Annotated in this window: 14 protein-coding genes and 1 tRNA gene; 7 read left to right on the forward strand and 8 right to left on the reverse strand. The window is 53.2% G+C overall.

The genetic code is table 11. The features are described 5' to 3' along the window. Positions 1–39 precede the first annotated feature (39 nt). Complete coding sequence (locus FIV00_RS16060) at positions 40–567, forward strand: invasion associated locus B family protein (protein WP_152501688.1); 528 nt, start codon at positions 40–42, stop codon at positions 565–567. Between the two features lie 42 nt (positions 568–609). Here FIV00_RS16060 and ctlX read toward each other — a convergent pair whose 3' ends face one another. Continuing rightward, positions 610–1,548, reverse strand: coding sequence for a citrulline utilization hydrolase CtlX (ctlX, locus tag FIV00_RS16065; protein ID WP_152501689.1), 939 nt, complete (start codon positions 1,546–1,548; stop codon positions 610–612). Positions 1,549–1,675: 127 nt separating this feature from the next. Between ctlX and FIV00_RS16070 the strand changes: the two genes are divergently transcribed. Both FIV00_RS16070 and FIV00_RS30100 read left to right on the forward strand, forming a co-directional pair. Beyond that, on the forward strand, positions 1,676–2,101 hold the full coding sequence (locus FIV00_RS16070; RefSeq protein ID WP_152501690.1) for an Lrp/AsnC family transcriptional regulator: 426 nt from the start codon (positions 1,676–1,678) through the stop codon (positions 2,099–2,101). A gap of 391 nt (positions 2,102–2,492) precedes the next feature. Further along, positions 2,493–2,939: a hypothetical protein gene (locus FIV00_RS30100; protein ID WP_152501691.1), complete on the forward strand. Its 447-nt coding sequence runs from the start codon at positions 2,493–2,495 to the stop codon at positions 2,937–2,939. A 465-nt stretch (positions 2,940–3,404) separates the two neighbouring features. Here the strand turns inward: FIV00_RS30100 and FIV00_RS16080 are convergent, their stop codons facing one another. From FIV00_RS16080 to FIV00_RS16110, 7 genes are all read right to left on the reverse strand, one after another. Further along, the gene (locus FIV00_RS16080; RefSeq protein WP_152501692.1) at positions 3,405–3,953 is read right to left on the reverse strand and encodes a regulatory protein RecX; all 549 of its coding nucleotides are present in this window, start codon (positions 3,951–3,953) and stop codon (positions 3,405–3,407) included. Next, the gene (locus tag FIV00_RS16085) at positions 3,943–4,779 is read right to left on the reverse strand and encodes an MBL fold metallo-hydrolase (protein WP_152501693.1); all 837 of its coding nucleotides are present in this window, start codon (positions 4,777–4,779) and stop codon (positions 3,943–3,945) included. The genes FIV00_RS16080 and FIV00_RS16085 overlap by 11 nt, the downstream gene beginning before the upstream one ends. Further along, positions 4,776–5,582: a TatD family hydrolase gene (locus tag FIV00_RS16090; protein ID WP_152501694.1), complete on the reverse strand. Its 807-nt coding sequence runs from the start codon at positions 5,580–5,582 to the stop codon at positions 4,776–4,778. The genes FIV00_RS16085 and FIV00_RS16090 overlap by 4 nt, the downstream gene beginning before the upstream one ends. Positions 5,583–5,714: 132 nt before the next feature. Next, positions 5,715–6,800 carry a DNA polymerase III subunit delta' gene (locus tag FIV00_RS16095; protein ID WP_152501695.1) on the reverse strand — a complete coding sequence of 362 codons (1,086 nt, stop codon included), beginning with the start codon at positions 6,798–6,800 and terminating at the stop codon, positions 5,715–5,717. Further along, a complete protein-coding gene (gene tmk / locus FIV00_RS16100) occupies positions 6,800–7,486 on the reverse strand; it encodes a dTMP kinase (protein ID WP_152501696.1) in 687 nt (228 codons plus the stop codon). The genes FIV00_RS16095 and tmk overlap by 1 nt, the downstream gene beginning before the upstream one ends. A 93-nt stretch (positions 7,487–7,579) precedes the next feature. Then, on the reverse strand, positions 7,580–8,734 hold the full coding sequence (locus FIV00_RS16105) for a D-alanyl-D-alanine carboxypeptidase family protein (RefSeq protein WP_152501697.1): 1,155 nt from the start codon (positions 8,732–8,734) through the stop codon (positions 7,580–7,582). Positions 8,735–8,860: 126 nt separating this feature from the next. Beyond that, the gene (locus FIV00_RS16110) at positions 8,861–9,979 is read right to left on the reverse strand and encodes a septal ring lytic transglycosylase RlpA family protein (protein WP_209006571.1); all 1,119 of its coding nucleotides are present in this window, start codon (positions 9,977–9,979) and stop codon (positions 8,861–8,863) included. Between the two features lie 756 nt (positions 9,980–10,735). Here FIV00_RS16110 and FIV00_RS16115 point away from each other — a divergent pair. The 4 genes from FIV00_RS16115 to FIV00_RS16130 all read left to right on the forward strand — a co-directional run bounded on the left by FIV00_RS16115 (position 10,736) and on the right by FIV00_RS16130 (position 16,477). Next, a tRNA-Ser gene (locus FIV00_RS16115) sits at positions 10,736–10,825 on the forward strand. A 281-nt stretch (positions 10,826–11,106) separates the two neighbouring features. Next, positions 11,107–13,002, forward strand: a complete 1,896-nt coding sequence (locus FIV00_RS16120) for a DUF4114 domain-containing protein (RefSeq protein ID WP_209006572.1) — start codon at positions 11,107–11,109, stop codon at positions 13,000–13,002. Between the two features lie 275 nt (positions 13,003–13,277). Continuing rightward, the gene (locus FIV00_RS16125; RefSeq protein WP_152501699.1) at positions 13,278–14,867 is read left to right on the forward strand and encodes an HlyD family efflux transporter periplasmic adaptor subunit; all 1,590 of its coding nucleotides are present in this window, start codon (positions 13,278–13,280) and stop codon (positions 14,865–14,867) included. Continuing rightward, positions 14,867–16,477, forward strand: a complete 1,611-nt coding sequence (locus tag FIV00_RS16130) for a glycosyltransferase (RefSeq protein WP_152501700.1) — start codon at positions 14,867–14,869, stop codon at positions 16,475–16,477. Before FIV00_RS16125 ends, FIV00_RS16130 begins: the two co-directional genes overlap by 1 nt. Positions 16,478–16,490 lie beyond the last annotated feature (13 nt).

The raw sequence follows: 16,490 nt of genomic DNA on the forward strand, positions 1-16,490 counted from the left end.
CGTCAATCCAGTCTTTCCAATCTGAAAAGGAGTTCAATCATGAACCAGCTTAGCCACCGGTCAGCGTGGGCTCTCCTGCCATCAAGTTTGATTGCTGCGACAATTGCTTGTGTGCCACCTGCTTTGGCACAATCGAAAGCCAACGCAGTGGCTGGAAAAAACGGTTCAGACTGGATTGTGAATTGTGGCAATCAAAGCGGGCAGGCGCCTGAATTTTGTACCATGTCTCAGACTGTTCTTGAAACTCAATCGCGAAAACGGCTTGTCAGCGCTACAATTGTGAAAGATAGCGAGGCTTGGGCCATGGGGTTGTTGCTGCCTCATGGTCTCGACTTGACCTCAGGGGTAGCAGTCTCGATTGATGACGGCACGACAACTCGATACCCGTTTAAGACAGCCGACAAACACGGCGCATACGTGCGGGTTGCGCTGCCCTCCAAAATGATTGCAGACATGAAGTCGGGGCAGGTGATGCGGATCGGGGTTGTCAGTGCAGGGAACCAAAGCGCAAAAATGGAACTTTCATTGACCGGTTTCTCCGGGTCTCTGGAACTCATGGACCGTTAAACGCTGCAATCAGGCACAAGAGAACCGCGATAGATCAGGTGTTCAAATCGCTTGCGGTCTTTCACTCAAATGAATGCCTGCAATCATGCAACGGACGGAGCCGCCGGCAAGCTCTATGGTTGGAATGTTGAGCGGCAACAGCGAGACATGAGCTTCAAGAGGTGCTTTCTGGCGTGAGTTCAGCGAGGCCAGGGCTCGCTGAGACAACGCCAATAGAGGGCCATCTGAACCGGACAATTCAATAGCATTTCCCGCAAAATCGGCGATTTGCTGTTGCGAGAGTTCAATGACATCGCGGTGTCCGGCGTGAATACGGTCCAGAACCTCTTGTCGCCGTACTCTATCTGGGATGCAATCAAGGCCTATCATTGCAAACCCGGTTCCAATGCACATCAGAACGTTGGTGTGATAGATCGGCGCTCCTGACAAATCGAATGCGTCAAATACCATGGGCTCGTAGTCGAAGTGCGCGCAAAAGCGCTCCAGCAAGACTTCGCTGGTTCGTCTGGACCGGGCCGCATAGGCGACACGTTCAAGATGATCGACGACCATGGCTCCCGTGCCTTCCAGAAAAAGGTCGTCTTGTTCCAGTCCGGAATAGTCTCTGATGTCCTGAACCCGAAATCTTTGTTTCAGCAGCTCCAACACGTCGTGCCGGCGTTCTGAGCGTCTGTTGGGTGAGTACATCGGATAGACTGCAATATGGCCGCCCGAGTGCGTTGAAAACCAGTTGTTCGGAAAGACTGAATCCGGTGTCGCAGTGCTTTTGTCCTCAAAAAGATGGACCTTGATACCGGCATCTGACAACGCGCTGACTGCTTGAGTGACTTCACTATACGCTCGCGAGGCGATTTGTTCTGCTGTGTGGCTGGCGACCTGTCCTTGAAACGTATTGTCTTTGGCTGTCTGGGTGTTCGGTGTGAAGTGATGAGATCTGATCATCACCACCGATTGTGGTGCTTGTATCGATTTGTTGTGCATCTTGCTCTCCGGCGACTTCGGGTGCCGGCACAAAGATATGCCTTGGTATTTGCAAAAGTTATAGTCAAACCATACATTATGTCTGGTATCTTTGAGCAAATAGCTATCAATCAACGAGCAAAATGCAATGCATGTTTTTGACGAACTCGATCGCCAATTGATTGCGATCTTGAGAGAGGATGGTCGTGCACCCGTTGCCAAGCTTGCCGCGATCCTCAATGTCTCCAGGGCGACCGTGCAAAACCGGCTCGACCGGCTGTTGGACAGCGGTGCCGTTCTGGGCTTCACCATTCGCGCAAGAGAAGACCACGGCCCGGATGGCGTGCATGCGATCATGATGATCGAAGTTTCCGGCAAATCGACAACCAGCGTCATTCGAAAGTTGCGCGGTCTTCCGGAACTGCGACAACTTCATTCAACCAATGGCAAGTGGGATCTCGTCGCCCAATTGACCGCCATCAATCTCACGGACTTTGACCGAGTGCTCAGGGATGTCAGAGGCGTTGACGGGATTACGAACAGCGAAACTTCAATCCTGCTGAGTTCCGTGTGACGTACGTCTGGCGACTATCTTGAAATTGAGCGAAGCATAAAGGGCGCAAGTAGGGGGTGGTACGACCTGAGCAAACTCCTTATTTGTCGAGATTGCTTGTTTGGTCGAGAGGTTCTTAAACACTCACTCGGGTCGAGTTTAGTTCTCCTTTAAACGCACACGTTGTCCAGTTTGAAAGGATTGAGAAGTGCCGCATTTGTGAGTGACCACCAAAAACAATGATCACTTTTCTCGTCACGTTAAGTCGAAGCGCTGGACGGAACAAGAAAGGCATTGACACAAATACCAATAAGATATCCATTTACCTCACCTAGAAGTTGCATTGTCTTGGCAGGGCATCTTGGTCACAATTCAGAACACTTCAGGCTGCTACAGCCTCTGCGAGGCGGACATGAAAAAAGTCTTTTGTTTATTGCCATTTCTTGCACTCGGTGGGTGCGTAACAGACGATACTTCAGCTTCATCCCGGCCAAGCAAGGACGAGTTGATTTGTATCGATTCAGGCTTCGTCCCGGGGACAATTGAGTTTTCACAATGCCTGGCAACGGCAAAAATCGCTCGCAAGACTGCAGAAGACCTGGAGAAGGAGCGCAAAAAGGAACAGGAGAAACGCGACACTATCAGTGCAAGTCTGGCCAACGAAATTTGTGTCGAGTTCGCCAGGAAAAGAATGCCGTATCCGGTCATCAGAAATCAGACCGTGCATAACATCAGTGGCGGATACAGACAAACGATACGGGTAAGCTTTGAACTGGACCAACCAGGGACTTCATATTCATCCAGAAGCGCGCAATGCATCATACGCGGTCGAGAAGTTGTCGATTTCAAGATTACCTAAAGACTGTCATCAGGATTTTCAGACAGATTACAGATCGACCTAAGCGATGTCCTGGCTCACTGTGATGGCATTGTACGTGTGACGCCTACATGTGGTACGCCGAACTCCGGGAGTGACTTTGGATCTGGATTTGTTTGAAGGTGTAAGATATGCCGTTTGACATGTTCATGAGATAGGCGCGGTCGAAACGCTGACATCATCGCCGTTGACCAGAGGCAAAACTTCAATTTGCTTTTTGGTCTCGCTCACTCATTAAAACTTATCTGATGTCGCATCCACCAGCTCAAGCGTCAAAGCGGGAAGTGCCGCATTCTTGAATGGACAAACCCGTGCACCGCAGAGGAGCATCCACACATCAAATTCGCATAATCAATATTATGGAACATTTTTACTTAGGCAGGAATGACCCTGAAACCAAAGGCTTACCGTTGTCAGCGACCACTTAGTCTCAACACCGCATGGCGTTCAGTTAGAAAAACCGCTCTGGTCGTGTTCGATCTCTTGATGTGCGTCAATGACCTGTCGTGCGACTTCAAAAGCAAATCCGGCTCGGCACAATGCAGCAAGATCCTTATCCCGGCGCTGATCACGGTCCGCGGCTTTGCGAAACGGACCAAGACGTCGCCGGCGTGCAAATGCGATCGCTGCCTGAAGCTCGGCTTCATCATCACTTTCAAGCACGTTCTGAAGTATGTCGCGGTCAACGCCCTTGGCGATCAGTTGCGCTTCAATCTTGCGTTTGGATCCTCCACGCCGACGTAAGCTGGCTGCCTTTGTCTCAGCGTAATGAAGATCATTGATCAGGCCGGTCTCGACACACAATGAGACAACGCGGTCAATCATTGGCTCGTAGTCTTGCGGCTCCAACTCAAGGCTGCGACAGGCTTTTGAGACCTTGCGTTGCAGAACCCTGCGAAGATTGGCTGCAGATGATGCATAACGCTCCAGGTAATGAAGCGCCCAACGCTTCAATCGTTCTTCGGTCGGTTTCTTGTAGCGCGCTTTAGCCTGCATAGTTCGACAAGGCAAACTCGTCGTGGGCATCGTCCAGAACCAGCTGCAGTCCATCATAGGCCGGTTCTATGCCAGCCGGCAGTTCATCGCACAACGTTCTGTAGTCCAAGTCATTGTGAAGATTGGTGAAAACAGCTTTTTTGGGAGCCAACCTCTTTGTCCATTCAAGTGAGTCCTGAAGGCAGAAATGGCTAGGGTGTGGTCGTCGTCGCAAGCAATCGAGAACCAGAATGTTCAGATCTTTCAGTGCTTTCTCGCTCTTTTCCGGAATATCGGAAACGTCCGGAACGTAAGCAAGGCCGGAGGTTTTGAACCCCAGTGCATTGATTTCACCATGAACGACTTCAATCGGTTCGAAGCTTATTGTTCCCCCAGCGCCGGAGACTTCGATAGGCTTCCCGATTTGAATTGGCTGATGCTCAAGGATAGGCGGGTAATTAGAGCCCTTGGGTGTTTCGAAGCAATATGAAAACGCAGAATGAACTCTTCCATAGGTTTCCAAGTCCATGTAAACGTTAGTTTTCTTGCCGCTCTTGACCCAGAAGCCGCGCAAATCGTCAATTCCGTGTACGTGATCGGCATGAGCATGGGTGTATAGGACCGCATCGACGTTCTGCACATTAGCTGCCAAGAGCTGGTGCCTCAGGTCTGGTCCAGTATCAATCAACACGGTTGTGCACTTGTTGTCCACACGCTTTTCCACAAGGATTGCACAGCGCAGACGTCGATTCCTCGGCTCACCTGGGTCGCAATCGCCCCAGTCGTTGCCGATGCGTGGCACGCCGCCAGATGACCCACATCCCAAAATGGTCGCGGTTACCGTCATTGGGCGGCTACCTGGGTGAGCTTTGCAGGATTTGGCACCTTCTTGAACAAACGAAAGAAGTTTTCAGTCGTTTGGCGCGCAATTTCAGCTTCGGAAACACCCCGTGTTTCGGCCAAAACGGCTGCGGTCATAGCGGTATAGGCCGGCTCGTTGCGCTTTCCGCGCCTGGGCTGCGGTGCCAAATAAGGCGCGTCGGTTTCTACAAGCAAACGGTTTGCAGGCAGGTCGCGCGCGATATCGCGCAACTCTTCTGAGCGTTTAAATGTCAAAATACCGGAGAAGGAAACGTAAAGCCCGAGTTCAATACCGGTGAGGGCAAGGTCGCGCCCGGACGAAAAGCAGTGAAGAAGAGCGGAAAATGGCCCCTTTCCCATCTCTTCACGCAAGATGGCGGCCATGTCTTCATCAGCGTCTCTTGCGTGAATGACCAAGGGCAACCCTGTTTGCCGAGAGGCTTCGATATGGACGCGCAGCCCTTCGGCCTGGGCCTCTCTTGGCGCCTTGTCATAGAAGTAGTCGAGACCTGCTTCGCCGATCGCGACCACCTTAGGGTGGGCAGCAAGGCTCACAATTTCGTCAACCGGTATATCGCGCTCTGTGCCTGCATTGTGCGGATGCGTCCCGACGGAGCAGTAGACATTGTCGAACTCCTCGGCAATGGCGCGCACCTGATCAAATTTCCGCACATGGGTACAGATTGTGACCATCAATTCGACACCAGCGGCCTTTGCTCGTGCGATCAGTTCGGAACGTTCGCCGTCAAAGTCGGGAAAGTCGAGATGGCAATGGCTGTCAACAAGCATGAAAGTTCCAAGATGGTTGTATTAAAAGTCGCAACACAGTGATTCAGCAGGCCTTGATACAGGGAAACAGACAAGATCCCAAGAGGCAGATTTGGCAATGGTCACGGACAACGACAGGTGTCAGAAAAGACATTACGTAAAGGGCTTGCCTTGGCCGGATGCTGCTTTGAGGGACAGAAAGAAGTCCAGCACGACTTGTTTTCGGTCGAGATTGAGCGCATCTGCATCTCGGATCGCCTGGTTTGTTTTTTCGCTGAGCTCAACAAATCCATATGCGTTCCGAACACTGGAACTGACATCCCGGCGCATGCATTCATGAAGCCAGGCCTGGGCCATGTGCTGGAAGCTTTCCCAGTTATCTGCCTGGCCACGTGCTGCAACAACGTCAGCCAAAGCGTGAACGGCGGCGAGATCAACCTGTGCACCCTGGTTGGCGAGTTTCTTCATACCCTTGGCAATCGCAAGACCATCGCCGGACAAAAGCGTTATTGCCGACCGCAGGCTTCCATCCGCAGCCTCAGCAAGCTCTGCCAGGTCATTACCTGAAGGAACAAGGTCAGGCGCAAGGTCTGCCAAACCGCTTCCGATTTCTTCTGGCGACAGTGTTGCAAGATCCAGCCGGCGGCAACGCGAACGGATGGTTGGCAGCAAACGCCCCGGCGCATGACTGAGTACCAGAAACAGGCACCGCGCGGGTGGCTCTTCCAGTATTTTCAGCAGTGCGTTGGCGGAACTTATGTTCATGTCATCGGCGGCGTCGACAATACAAATGCGCCATGATTTTGCAGAGGCGGTGGTTCCGAAGAATGAAACGGTTCTCCGGACCTCATCGACGGGTAGGTCGGATTTGAACCGTTTTCCTTTTTCATCCCAGGGCCTGCGCAAATGCAGGATGTTCGGGTGGCCGCCTGCCGACAATTGTCTGGAAACAGGATTATCCTCTGACACAGACAGATCTTTTGCAGCTGTTACCGAAGGTCCGAAACGGTCCGGGTTTGCGATGACGAAACGGGCAAACCGAAAAGCCAGGGTGGCCTTGCCGATCCCCTTTGGCCCGCCGAGGATCCAGGCATGGTGCAACCGTTCGGACCTGTAGGCCTCAAGCAACGCTGCTTCAGTCCTGGAGTGCCCGATGAGTCGATCTCTTTCATGGGGCAATGGATACCCGGAGATCGCATCAACTTCCGGTATCTCGACCGGTTCGTTTCTACGAGCCATCAGGAGGCTGCCTCTGCCTTGTCGGCAAAGGTTTCTGTGTGCTCGAGTTCTTGTTGAAAAGCATTCAGCACGGCGTTTCGGATGGAAGATTCCACCTGGTCAGTATCTTGCTGACCGTCAATGACAGCAAATCGGTAGTCTTCTTCCTTTGCCAGTGCCAGAAAAAGCTGCCGTCTGCGTTCGTGGACCGTGAGGGCTTCGCCCTCGAACCGGTCAGGTCCGCCACTGGCGTCTGTCTCAGAGCGTTGAACAACCCTTTTGAGCCCGACGTCAGCAGGAACATCGATCAGGATCGTCAATTCCGGATAAACGCCTGCAACAGCGGCGGTTTCCAACAATTTGAGATAGTCGGGATCAACACCGGCTTCACCCTGATAGACTCGCGTTGAATCGGCGTACCGGTCACACAGTACCCAGGTTCCCTGTTCCAAGGCAGGCCGTATGGTCGTATCGACGTGGTCTGCTCGGGCGGCTGCAAAAAGCATGGCTTCGCCCCTTGGGCCGAGTTCTCTGGCTTCGCCGGAAAGCAGCAGCGCCCGGATTTTTTCTGCGCCTGGAGACCCTCCAGGTTCACGGGTCACGACAACCTTTATTCCGCAGCTTTCCAGAAAGGTCTTCAAGCGGGCAATCTGAGTTGACTTCCCAGCCCCCTCACCGCCTTCGAATGTAATAAAGTGTCCTGCCACCTTGGCTCCGGCTCCGCAGACTGTGTCGATCTTTAAAGTTCTTCGGTGGTCTTTTAACAGCTAATCTGAAGTGTGTGGACTGGTCCTGGAAATTTATCCAATCCAGCCGAACAGCAGCTCCTGCAATCCGTCAATTGCACGCGAGAAAAGTGTCCCTTCGGCAACAGACTGCCCGGTCACGACAGGAGCGCGATATACAATACCGTCTTTGCCGATAACCCTGATTTCGCCTGCTTTGGTGCCTTCCTCCACGGGTGCTTGCAAAGGACCTTCGTAGACGACACGAATGCGATATTCGAGTGTTTCACCATTTGGCAAAAGCACATCGATATTTCTGGTAGAAACGAGCGGAACAGTGCTTTCCACGCCGCCATGGACACGGCCGTCGGCAATCGTTTCACCAGCGGTAAACACGGTTTTGACGATGAAATAGTCCCAGGCGCCTTCAAGGACTTCTTTCAATGTCTGAAGCCTGTGCTTGTCAGAAGTCAGACCTGCAACGGACGCAATCACGCGTCGGCCGTTTCTGTCCACCGATCCAAGACCGGAAAAGCCGTCATTGGGATCGTTGCCGCCGCCCAATCCGTCGAGATTGCGAATTTCGCCCAGAAGTGGGTTCTTGTTGCGTTGAAAGATCTTGTTCCATGTGAATTCCGGTATCGCAAACATGGGGTAAAGATCGTCGTGTTCCTCAACGAGGTATTCTCCCAGCCGGGCTTGATCGCGTACCGTGGTCTGGCTCGGAACTTCAGGATAACCGGTGGGATTGGCAAATTTGCTGTTTGTCATTCCGATCGTTTGAGCCAGATCGGTCATGCGTTTTGCAAAAATCTCTTCGGAACCATCCAGGCACTCGGCCAGGATAATCGCCGAATCGTTGCCATTGTGGACCAAAAGACCTTTCAGAAGGTCTTCTACCGAGATTTCCGATTTGATTGCCGCGAACATGGTTGCGCCCCGTCCGGAGGGAGCCCCCCCGCTGCGCCATGCATGTTCGCTGACCTTGCACAATTGATCCAGTTTGAGCTCGTCGTCTTTCAGAGCTTTGAAGACTGTCGCTGCGGTCATGACCTTGACCAGCGCACCAGGCGCAAAAGGTTTGTCCGGCTCTTTTGCAAAAAGGATTGTTCCGGACCCGGGCTCAAACAAAAATGCCATCGGCGCTTTGGTGACGATGGTTTCGGCCGCATTTGCAGTACTCGGAAAACCAGTCAGGCTTCCAAGCGACGCAAGCACGAGTGCACGCATGGGCAAGCGTATCAACTTTGGAAAATGGGTCTTGCAGAACCTAAGCCACATGAGTCCGCTTGCTCTTTATGTGCAAAACGGTCTCGAGCGGAAACCAGCTGGCGATGGACCAGCCGGGTGTCCGTGCTAGTTTCCGTTTCGGGAATTGGCTGCCAGTTGCCGCATGGACAGGCCTTGACCTGACACATGCGTCAGTGCTGCGTGCGCATCCGAAATCCGCTTGTTTGCAGCAAATGAGGAGATTGCGCTGCCGCCGACCAGGCCAGTCGGCTGTGCCGGTGCGGGTACTCGCAAAACACCGAGTGTACCTGTTGCCGGTGCACCCGACGGTGAATAGGCGGATTCAACTGGCTTGAAGCTGTTGTTGGACGCAACCTTGATTGTCTGATTGCCGGATTCAAACGCAATCGCAGGATCAAAGGCAACGGCAACGCGTTGCGCCGAAAGCGTGCGTGACGCAGTGACTGATGTCGGTGCGAGATAAGGTCTTGGCCCCGGTGCAGGAACTCGTCCGTTGAAAACGACCGGCGGTGTCGCCTGAGGTTCGGCAAGTGCAAGCAATGTGCCTGGGCGCGTTGCACCCGGCTGTACAGCACCTGGTCCTTGATAGCTTGCCATCAGGTATTCTTCATCCTGACCGTGAAGTGGTGCGCGGCCAACATATTCGACCTTCACCTTGCCAACGCCGGACGTTTTGGTGTCGAGCATGGTTGCAACACGTTCAGAAAGGTCAATCACGCGGTTTCCGTGGAAAGGTCCACGGTCGTTGACACGAACAATCATTGATCGCCCGTTGGCGACGTTCGTCACGCGTGCATAAGATGGAAGCGGCATTGTTGTGTGAGCGGCCGTAAGCGCATTCCGGTCGAAGATTTCACCATTGGCCGTCTTGCGGCCGTGGAAGGTCGGGCCATACCATGAGGCAAGTCCGGTTTTCCGATAGTTAGGGTCTTCTTTCGGGTAGTACCATTTTCCGGCAATCTTGTATTTCTTGCCGACGACATAGCGTCCACCGCCCTTCGGTACGGGCTTGCCTTGTGCGACCATACGCGGGCTGGCTTTTACGCCATATTTTTTAGGACTGAATTTTGCTTTTTGTTCGGTCGGGGCAGAACTGCAGGCGGCCAAAGCCGACACGGCTGCCAGGGTTACCAACCCGGCGCACACCTGAGACCAGATCGATCTGGCTGGACGTTCATCCTTTTCAGGTACCCCTAAAGACGATCCCGCGGTTTTGCAGGTCATTTCGCCTATCCCTTGCATACTGCCGTCCTACTCACTGACGCGCTGGCGGCCCCGCAGCTCACGCGCTTAGCCCGGCGCTTATCAGCTGTGCCGGTTTTAAAGCATTTTGATTGATCTCACCGATCAGTCACCGTGAAGACCCACTGCCCCCGCTGCACGTCCCACGAATGCCCTGTTAAACCTCAAACGTGTTACTTCAAAGTAAACCTTCAGTCGAGGGAGTTTTGGCCATGAAAACCGCCTTTGCACCGCCAAAATTGTCCGGAGGGTTGCAAGGCCTTTTCGGTCTTTTTGTAACATATTGTAATATATGGGAAAAATCTTGATTTTTCTGATGGTTAAGTGTGTTGCTTCATAAACACAGTGACGGAAAAAACGTCAAACACTCAGTTTGTGATGTGCGTCACATCCACCCCTGTCAAATCCGCCTAGGTTGCACTCATTGCTGATGACCGCCCTGTCACAGCAATGCTGGACCCCACCTCCAGCTTCGGCCGCCGGTTCAAAACCCTGCCCACGACACCGGACCGGCGGCCCCTATCTTGGTTATGTTCCGGTGCCGCTCGCACGTCCTGCCCCTACCCCTGAAAGCGACGGGACCGGAACATGCCAAGGATCTCCAATCTCTTTCGCAGTCCTTCCACACGAATTTCAGCTTTCAGCAAACACAAGCTTAAACACGGCCTTGACTTTCCGTTCAATTCCGACGAAACGGGGTTAGCAATCGCACATCCTGTATGGATCGCAGTTGCAAATGGTGAGGTGGCCGAGTGGTTTAAGGCAGCGGTCTTGAAAACCGCCGTGCGTGAGAGCGTACCGTGGGTTCGAATCCCACCCTCACCGCCATTCTTCTTACAAATGTCGAATTGAACACCTGTCCTTTCCGGTCGGGTTTGAAACGCACTCAAACTGCTGACGAGTGATCGTCTGGTTTGTGCGTCGTCTTTTTCCAAATTGAAAATTGAATTTTCCAATTCGCGAATCTGGTCAACAAGGTTAAAATTACAGGTCTCTATCTATCTGTTTTTGCTTGTTAAAATAGAAATTCTTGTTTCCGTCCGGTTGGCCCGGTGCCTGCAACTCCTTTGGTGACCATCGCTTCGGCGAGTCAGACAAAGGAGAGAAAAATGGCAAGTTTGCCCGCAACGCGTCCCATGATCGGGACCAATGAAAACGATGTGCTGAATGGAACACGGCATTCGGACGTGATGTCCGGACGGTTTGGCGACGATCTCATGACCGGCCAAGGCGGCAATGACGAGATTTGGGGCGGTACCGGCGACGATACGCTCTACGGCAACAACGGCAACGACATCCTCTATGGATCCGGCGGCCCGAACCTGGTTCAGGTCACCAGTATGGAAATCACCGGTGATTATCCGGTGTCAGTTGTGTTCGAAGGCGAAACCGCCGGCTACCGGAACACATTCGGCTATTACAAGGTGGCCGACGACGGAACCATTTACGATGTCGAGTTTGTCTGGCCAAACGCGTCCTTGCAGGGCAGCGGCGGCAACCTGATCCAGGGACAATCCCGGGAATTTCTGAATGTGCAAGCGGGCGATAAGATTGCCTTCTTCATCGTTTCAAACGGATATGGCCGCAACAATGGCTACAATGGGCTCGATCTGGAAAACGGGTCACTGCATTTTCTAAATGCCGATGGCTCGGCGGCAACGCTGAACAGCAACAGTCCGCGGCTCTATCACGTTGACCAAAACGGCACTCAGACCCTTATTAAATATGATCCCTACCATACTGCCGCCCATGGTGACACGGTTGGGCTCAATCCGGACAACATCCTGCACACAACGGGTGTTTTAAAGACTGACGAAGGCACGATCACACTTGGCTTTGAAGATCTCTTCAATGGTGGCGACCGTGACTTCGATGACAGTGTCTTTACGGTAGATATCGGTTTGGCCAACGCCTTGCTGCTCAACGCGCATTATCAGCAGGAAACCGGCGGGACAGACCCTGAAGGCAATGGTGGTGACCAGCCGGTCGTGATTGAACGGACAGACAATGACGTTCTGCACGGCGGGTCTGGAGCGGACGAACTTCATGGCCGCTCTGGCGATGATCAGCTCTATGGCAACAACGGTCATGATTCCCTGCACGGAGGTAGCGGAAACGATTCTCTTGACGGCGGTTCCGGCAATGACAGCCTTTACGGGAACTCCGGTGATGATGTCCTCTACGGAGGCCAGCATGACGATGACCTCAACGGCAACAACGGAGACGACACGCTCTATGGCGAAACCGGAAACGACAATCTGAATGGCGGTACCGGAAATGACAGTCTTGATGGCGGGACCGGCGACGACAGCCTGATTGGCGGATCCGGCGATGACGTGCTCATCGGTGGCTATGGTGAAGACACACTGAAAGGCGGTGCCGGAAACGATGAACTGCGAGGCGGGCATCAGGACGACAAACTTTACGGCGGTCATGATGACGATGTCTTTTACGGTGATGCCGGCAATGACTACATCCATGGTGGTCGCGGCAATGATACAGTCGACTATTCCGACTTTGACGTCGATCTGTCGATCCTGCTGCACAATAAGCGAGCCCATGGACAGGAGATCGGAACCGACAGCCTGAACTTCATCGACAATATTGTGTCAGGTGGCGGTAACGACATTCTGAAAGGAACGTCTGGTGTCAACACGATTGATGCTGGTGCAGGCAACGACCAGATCCGATCGCTCAGAGGCAGTGACACGCTGACCGGAGGTGATGGTGCAGACACGTTCGTGTTCCGGACTTATGACCTTGTCGGCGTTGACGTGATCACGGACTTTGCGATCGGTCTCGACTTTCTGGATTTCAGCCACCTCGCCGGTCAGGATGATGACCAGACCTTCCTGGCACGTCTACAGTCCACCAGCACGGATGGCGACACGACCCTCTCGGTGGATCTGCAGGACAACGGGACCTATCAGGACATTTGCACATTGAACAATATCGACAATCAGTCGGTCACGTCACTGTTCGATAGCAATTGCTTCATCTTTTAAAATGATTGAACCGGATCGCATTTTGGCAAATGCGATCCGGTCTCCTTTCCTTTCAGAAGGCCTGTTCATTTGCAAAATTGAAAAACCAAACCCGATCCTCCGGCCGAAACATATTTCTGTTTTGCAAAGCCAGTAAGATCATAAATTTCAGAAAAATCATTAAAATCACGCAAAAACAGAAGTTTAAGCCTCTTTTCTAATGCACAAGATTAATTCGTTCTTCCTGTTCAGTCACTTGGCATCCTCTTTGCGTTCTATCGGTCATCGGAAAACCAATGGGAACTGTTCAGTTGGAGATTATTCACGAAAGACCCAGCCAACGGCTGCACTACCGGGTGACGGCGCCGATGCGCGTGACACTTGGCGAGCAGACCGTTGATGCTGTTGATTGGGGTCTTGGTGGATGCCGGATCTCCGGTCTTTCGGGGGACCAGCCCGATATAGGTTCCCAGCATACTCTTTTTTGTACGTTGCCGTTTCAAGGCTTCAACATAACTCTGAAAGCCGAAGCAGAAGTCGTGCGCCGACACGACGACACAAATCAGCTGGCCTTTCGATTTACAGAGCTGGGTGACCGAGAAACTGCTCTGATGCAGCATTTTGTCGAAGACCTGGTTCGCGGCAAGATGACCGATGTTGCCGATACAATCGTACGGATCGATACGCCGGTAACACCTGTTCCTGTCAAGCCAGACCCAAATCCGGCAACTGATATTCCCGTTCGACGCTGGCCGATCAGGCAGATTGTCATGTCCTGCTTTTACCTTGTGCTCGGCGCCGTGGTTTTCGGTTATGTCGGCGTGTATGCGTTTGCTACCCTTTTCCGTCTTGAAATCCAGTCGGCTGTTATCAGCGCACAACGTATGGAGATTTCCGCTCCATTCAATGGACGTCTCCTGGAACTCAACCATCGTCAAGGCACACATGCCGTTGCCGGTGCTCTGATTGCCGTAATGGCGGATACGGGACACAACGCCAATTTACAGCGGGTCAGGTCCGATCTCGCCAAGACCCGTGCAGAACTTGCCGAAACGACGGTCATGCTCGAAGAAGAAGAGCGCCGCTCAAAGGGATACGAGCTTGTGGCCAGGAACAACGTACGCCAGGCGGAATCTCAACTTTCCGGATTGGCGCTCGCAAGGGACAACGCGTTGCTCAAGTTGGAACGTGTCCGGGGATTGGCCGCCAAAGGTCTTGTGCGCGCAGATGATGTCGAGGCAGCGGAACTGGAAGTCAGATCGGTCGTTTCCGACCTTGAGCGCAAGAAGATACACATTGAGGAACTCAAGGAGCTGATTGATGGCGGCGCTAGTGTTCGTCTGTTTACCGGAAACAGTTTTGCCGGGCGCACTGCTGAATTGAAAGCGAAGGTCGCGCGATTGACGGCACTTCAGGATCATTATGCGCATCTTGAAACGGAGCTGGCTGGAAAAGACACCGATCAAAAAATCTTGGCTCCTTTCAATGGGCGTGTTGTCGAGACACTGGTTGCGTCCGGGAACATACTCAAACAAGGCGAGCCGTTGCTGGTATTGGAAGAAACCGGTGCGGAAACCGTCACAGCATTTCTGACACAGGAAGAAGCGGCGCAGGTTCGCATCGGCAGCCCCGCCAATCTCTTCCTGCCAACCGAAAACAGATGGATTTCTGTGGAAGTCGCTGCGATCGACAGAACCGCAGGTTTCGTTGATGAGGTAACGGAAACGCATCGTTTCCGGGCTCCCGACGCTCGATCGGCAAAAGTGACCCTGGCCCCGGTCTCCGGCGCCCTGCCCGCCAGCGGCACGCCGGCGACCGTCTATTTTCAACGGTATCGAAACAACCTGGTGTTTCGCACGGCGCAGCAGATCTTTGAGGCGATCTGATGGACAGCCGCGAGATCACGGGACCTTATGATGTCGATGAAATTACACATCGCCCCAAAGGCTGGGCGAAGTGGACGCCCTTCGCGATTTTTCAGATCACGCTGTATTTCGGACTGTGTTTCATCGGTCTGACCACCTTTGAAAATGTCTTTTTCAGTCCGGCAACCCGGGAAATAACCTTCGTCATCGGCCTGCTCGGCATCTGGCGATACGGTTGGTGGTTCACACACGCGGTCAGGGCCTGGATCTATGGCCGTTTTGTCTATCCTTCCATGCGGGATGCCGGTCGAAAGGTCTGGGATGACGGGTGGCGGCCTCGGCACCTTCATTTCATGATGACGACCTACAAGGAACATCGCGATATCACCGAGAAGGTCATCAGATCGATTTGCCGGGAAATTCGCGACGCTGGCGTTCCGGGTACCATCTGGCTCGGGTCAGGAGATCGGTTCGATGAGGAACTGATCTCCGAGCTCTTGCAGAGGGAGTGGTCTGATCTTGATGTGACCCTTCACATCGTAAGACAGAACCAGCCTGGCAAGCGTCTTGCCATCGGTCTGGTCTTGAGAGCGATGAGCCGCGGGGATGTTGAGAAGGATGATCTGATCATCTTTATGGATGGAGATTTCATTCTCGCGAAAAATGCTGTTGGCGCCTGTCTGCCGCTGTTCAAGCTCTACCCAGATTTGCAAGCCTGTACGACAGACGAAGAAGTGCTTTGCATCGGGCCGAAGTGGATTGCCAATTGGCTGACCATGCGTTTTGCCCAAAGGCGTCTGGCCATGCAGTCACACTCTTTGTCCGGCCGCGTCTTAACCTTGACCGGCCGCATGTCGGTTTTTCGCGCCAACCATCTTTTGAAACTCAAGTTCATCCGGCTTTTGGAAGCTGACCATCTGGAGCATTGGCTCTGGGGCAAATTCAGATTTCTGTCCGGCGATGACAAGAGCACCTGGTACTACATGCTGCAGTCAGGTTGCCGCATGCTCTATGTGCCGGACGCGATGGGATACACCGTTGAGGTCATTGAAGGTTCCGGCATGGACCGGATGGTGCAGAACTTCCGCCGCTGGTCGGGAAACATGCTGCGCAACGGTGCGCGCGCCCTCGCACTCGGTCCGCACAGGATGCCGTTTTTCATTTGGTGGTGCCTGCTCGACCAGCGGGTATCCATGTGGACCATGCTGGTCAGTCCCGTTCTGGCGATCTGCACCTCGTTTCTGTACGACCCCTACTATATTTTCGGCTATGTGGTCTTCATCTGCATCACGCGCATGCTCCTGTCGCTTTTCCTTTATGGCTACGCGCGCAAGGTGGATCTCAGCTATCCGTTCATTCTCTATTTCAACCAGCTCATCAATGCGTCCGTGAAGGTTTATTGCATATTCCGCCTGTCCAAGCAGCGCTGGTCCAATCGGGGCGACCAGCGGGCTGGTGAAGGCGACGGGTTGGTCGCCAGACTGCAGAACCTGATGGCAAGCTATCTGACGTTGCTCTACGTCACCATGCTGTTTGTCGGTGTTTGTCTGATGGCCGGGCTCATCGAGCCGCCAAGCAGCGGCATGGTCACAAACCTGCTTGGCTTTTCATCAAGTCGGCCAATGTCCTGAAGTTTTCCAAAAT

Origin of the sequence: Labrenzia sp. THAF82 (assembly GCF_009363435.1) — a bacterium.
Classification (GTDB): domain Bacteria; phylum Pseudomonadota; class Alphaproteobacteria; order Rhizobiales; family Stappiaceae; genus Roseibium; species Roseibium porphyridii.

Coding starts and splice junctions, on each gene's coding strand:
- FIV00_RS16060 (WP_152501688.1), top strand. CDS start 40: ATGAACCAGCTTAGCCACCGGTCAGCGTGGGCTCTCCTGCCATCAAGT.
- ctlX (WP_152501689.1), bottom strand. CDS start 1,548: ATGCACAACAAATCGATACAAGCACCACAATCGGTGGTGATGATCAGA.
- FIV00_RS16070 (WP_152501690.1), top strand. CDS start 1,676: ATGCATGTTTTTGACGAACTCGATCGCCAATTGATTGCGATCTTGAGA.
- FIV00_RS30100 (WP_152501691.1), top strand. CDS start 2,493: ATGAAAAAAGTCTTTTGTTTATTGCCATTTCTTGCACTCGGTGGGTGC.
- FIV00_RS16080 (WP_152501692.1), bottom strand. CDS start 3,953: ATGCAGGCTAAAGCGCGCTACAAGAAACCGACCGAAGAACGATTGAAG.
- FIV00_RS16085 (WP_152501693.1), bottom strand. CDS start 4,779: ATGACGGTAACCGCGACCATTTTGGGATGTGGGTCATCTGGCGGCGTG.
- FIV00_RS16090 (WP_152501694.1), bottom strand. CDS start 5,582: ATGCTTGTTGACAGCCATTGCCATCTCGACTTTCCCGACTTTGACGGC.
- FIV00_RS16095 (WP_152501695.1), bottom strand. CDS start 6,800: ATGGCTCGTAGAAACGAACCGGTCGAGATACCGGAAGTTGATGCGATC.
- FIV00_RS16105 (WP_152501697.1), bottom strand. CDS start 8,734: ATGCGTGCACTCGTGCTTGCGTCGCTTGGAAGCCTGACTGGTTTTCCG.
- FIV00_RS16110 (WP_209006571.1), bottom strand. CDS start 9,979: ATGACCTGCAAAACCGCGGGATCGTCTTTAGGGGTACCTGAAAAGGAT.
- FIV00_RS16120 (WP_209006572.1), top strand. CDS start 11,107: ATGGCAAGTTTGCCCGCAACGCGTCCCATGATCGGGACCAATGAAAAC.
- FIV00_RS16125 (WP_152501699.1), top strand. CDS start 13,278: ATGGGAACTGTTCAGTTGGAGATTATTCACGAAAGACCCAGCCAACGG.
- FIV00_RS16130 (WP_152501700.1), top strand. CDS start 14,867: ATGGACAGCCGCGAGATCACGGGACCTTATGATGTCGATGAAATTACA.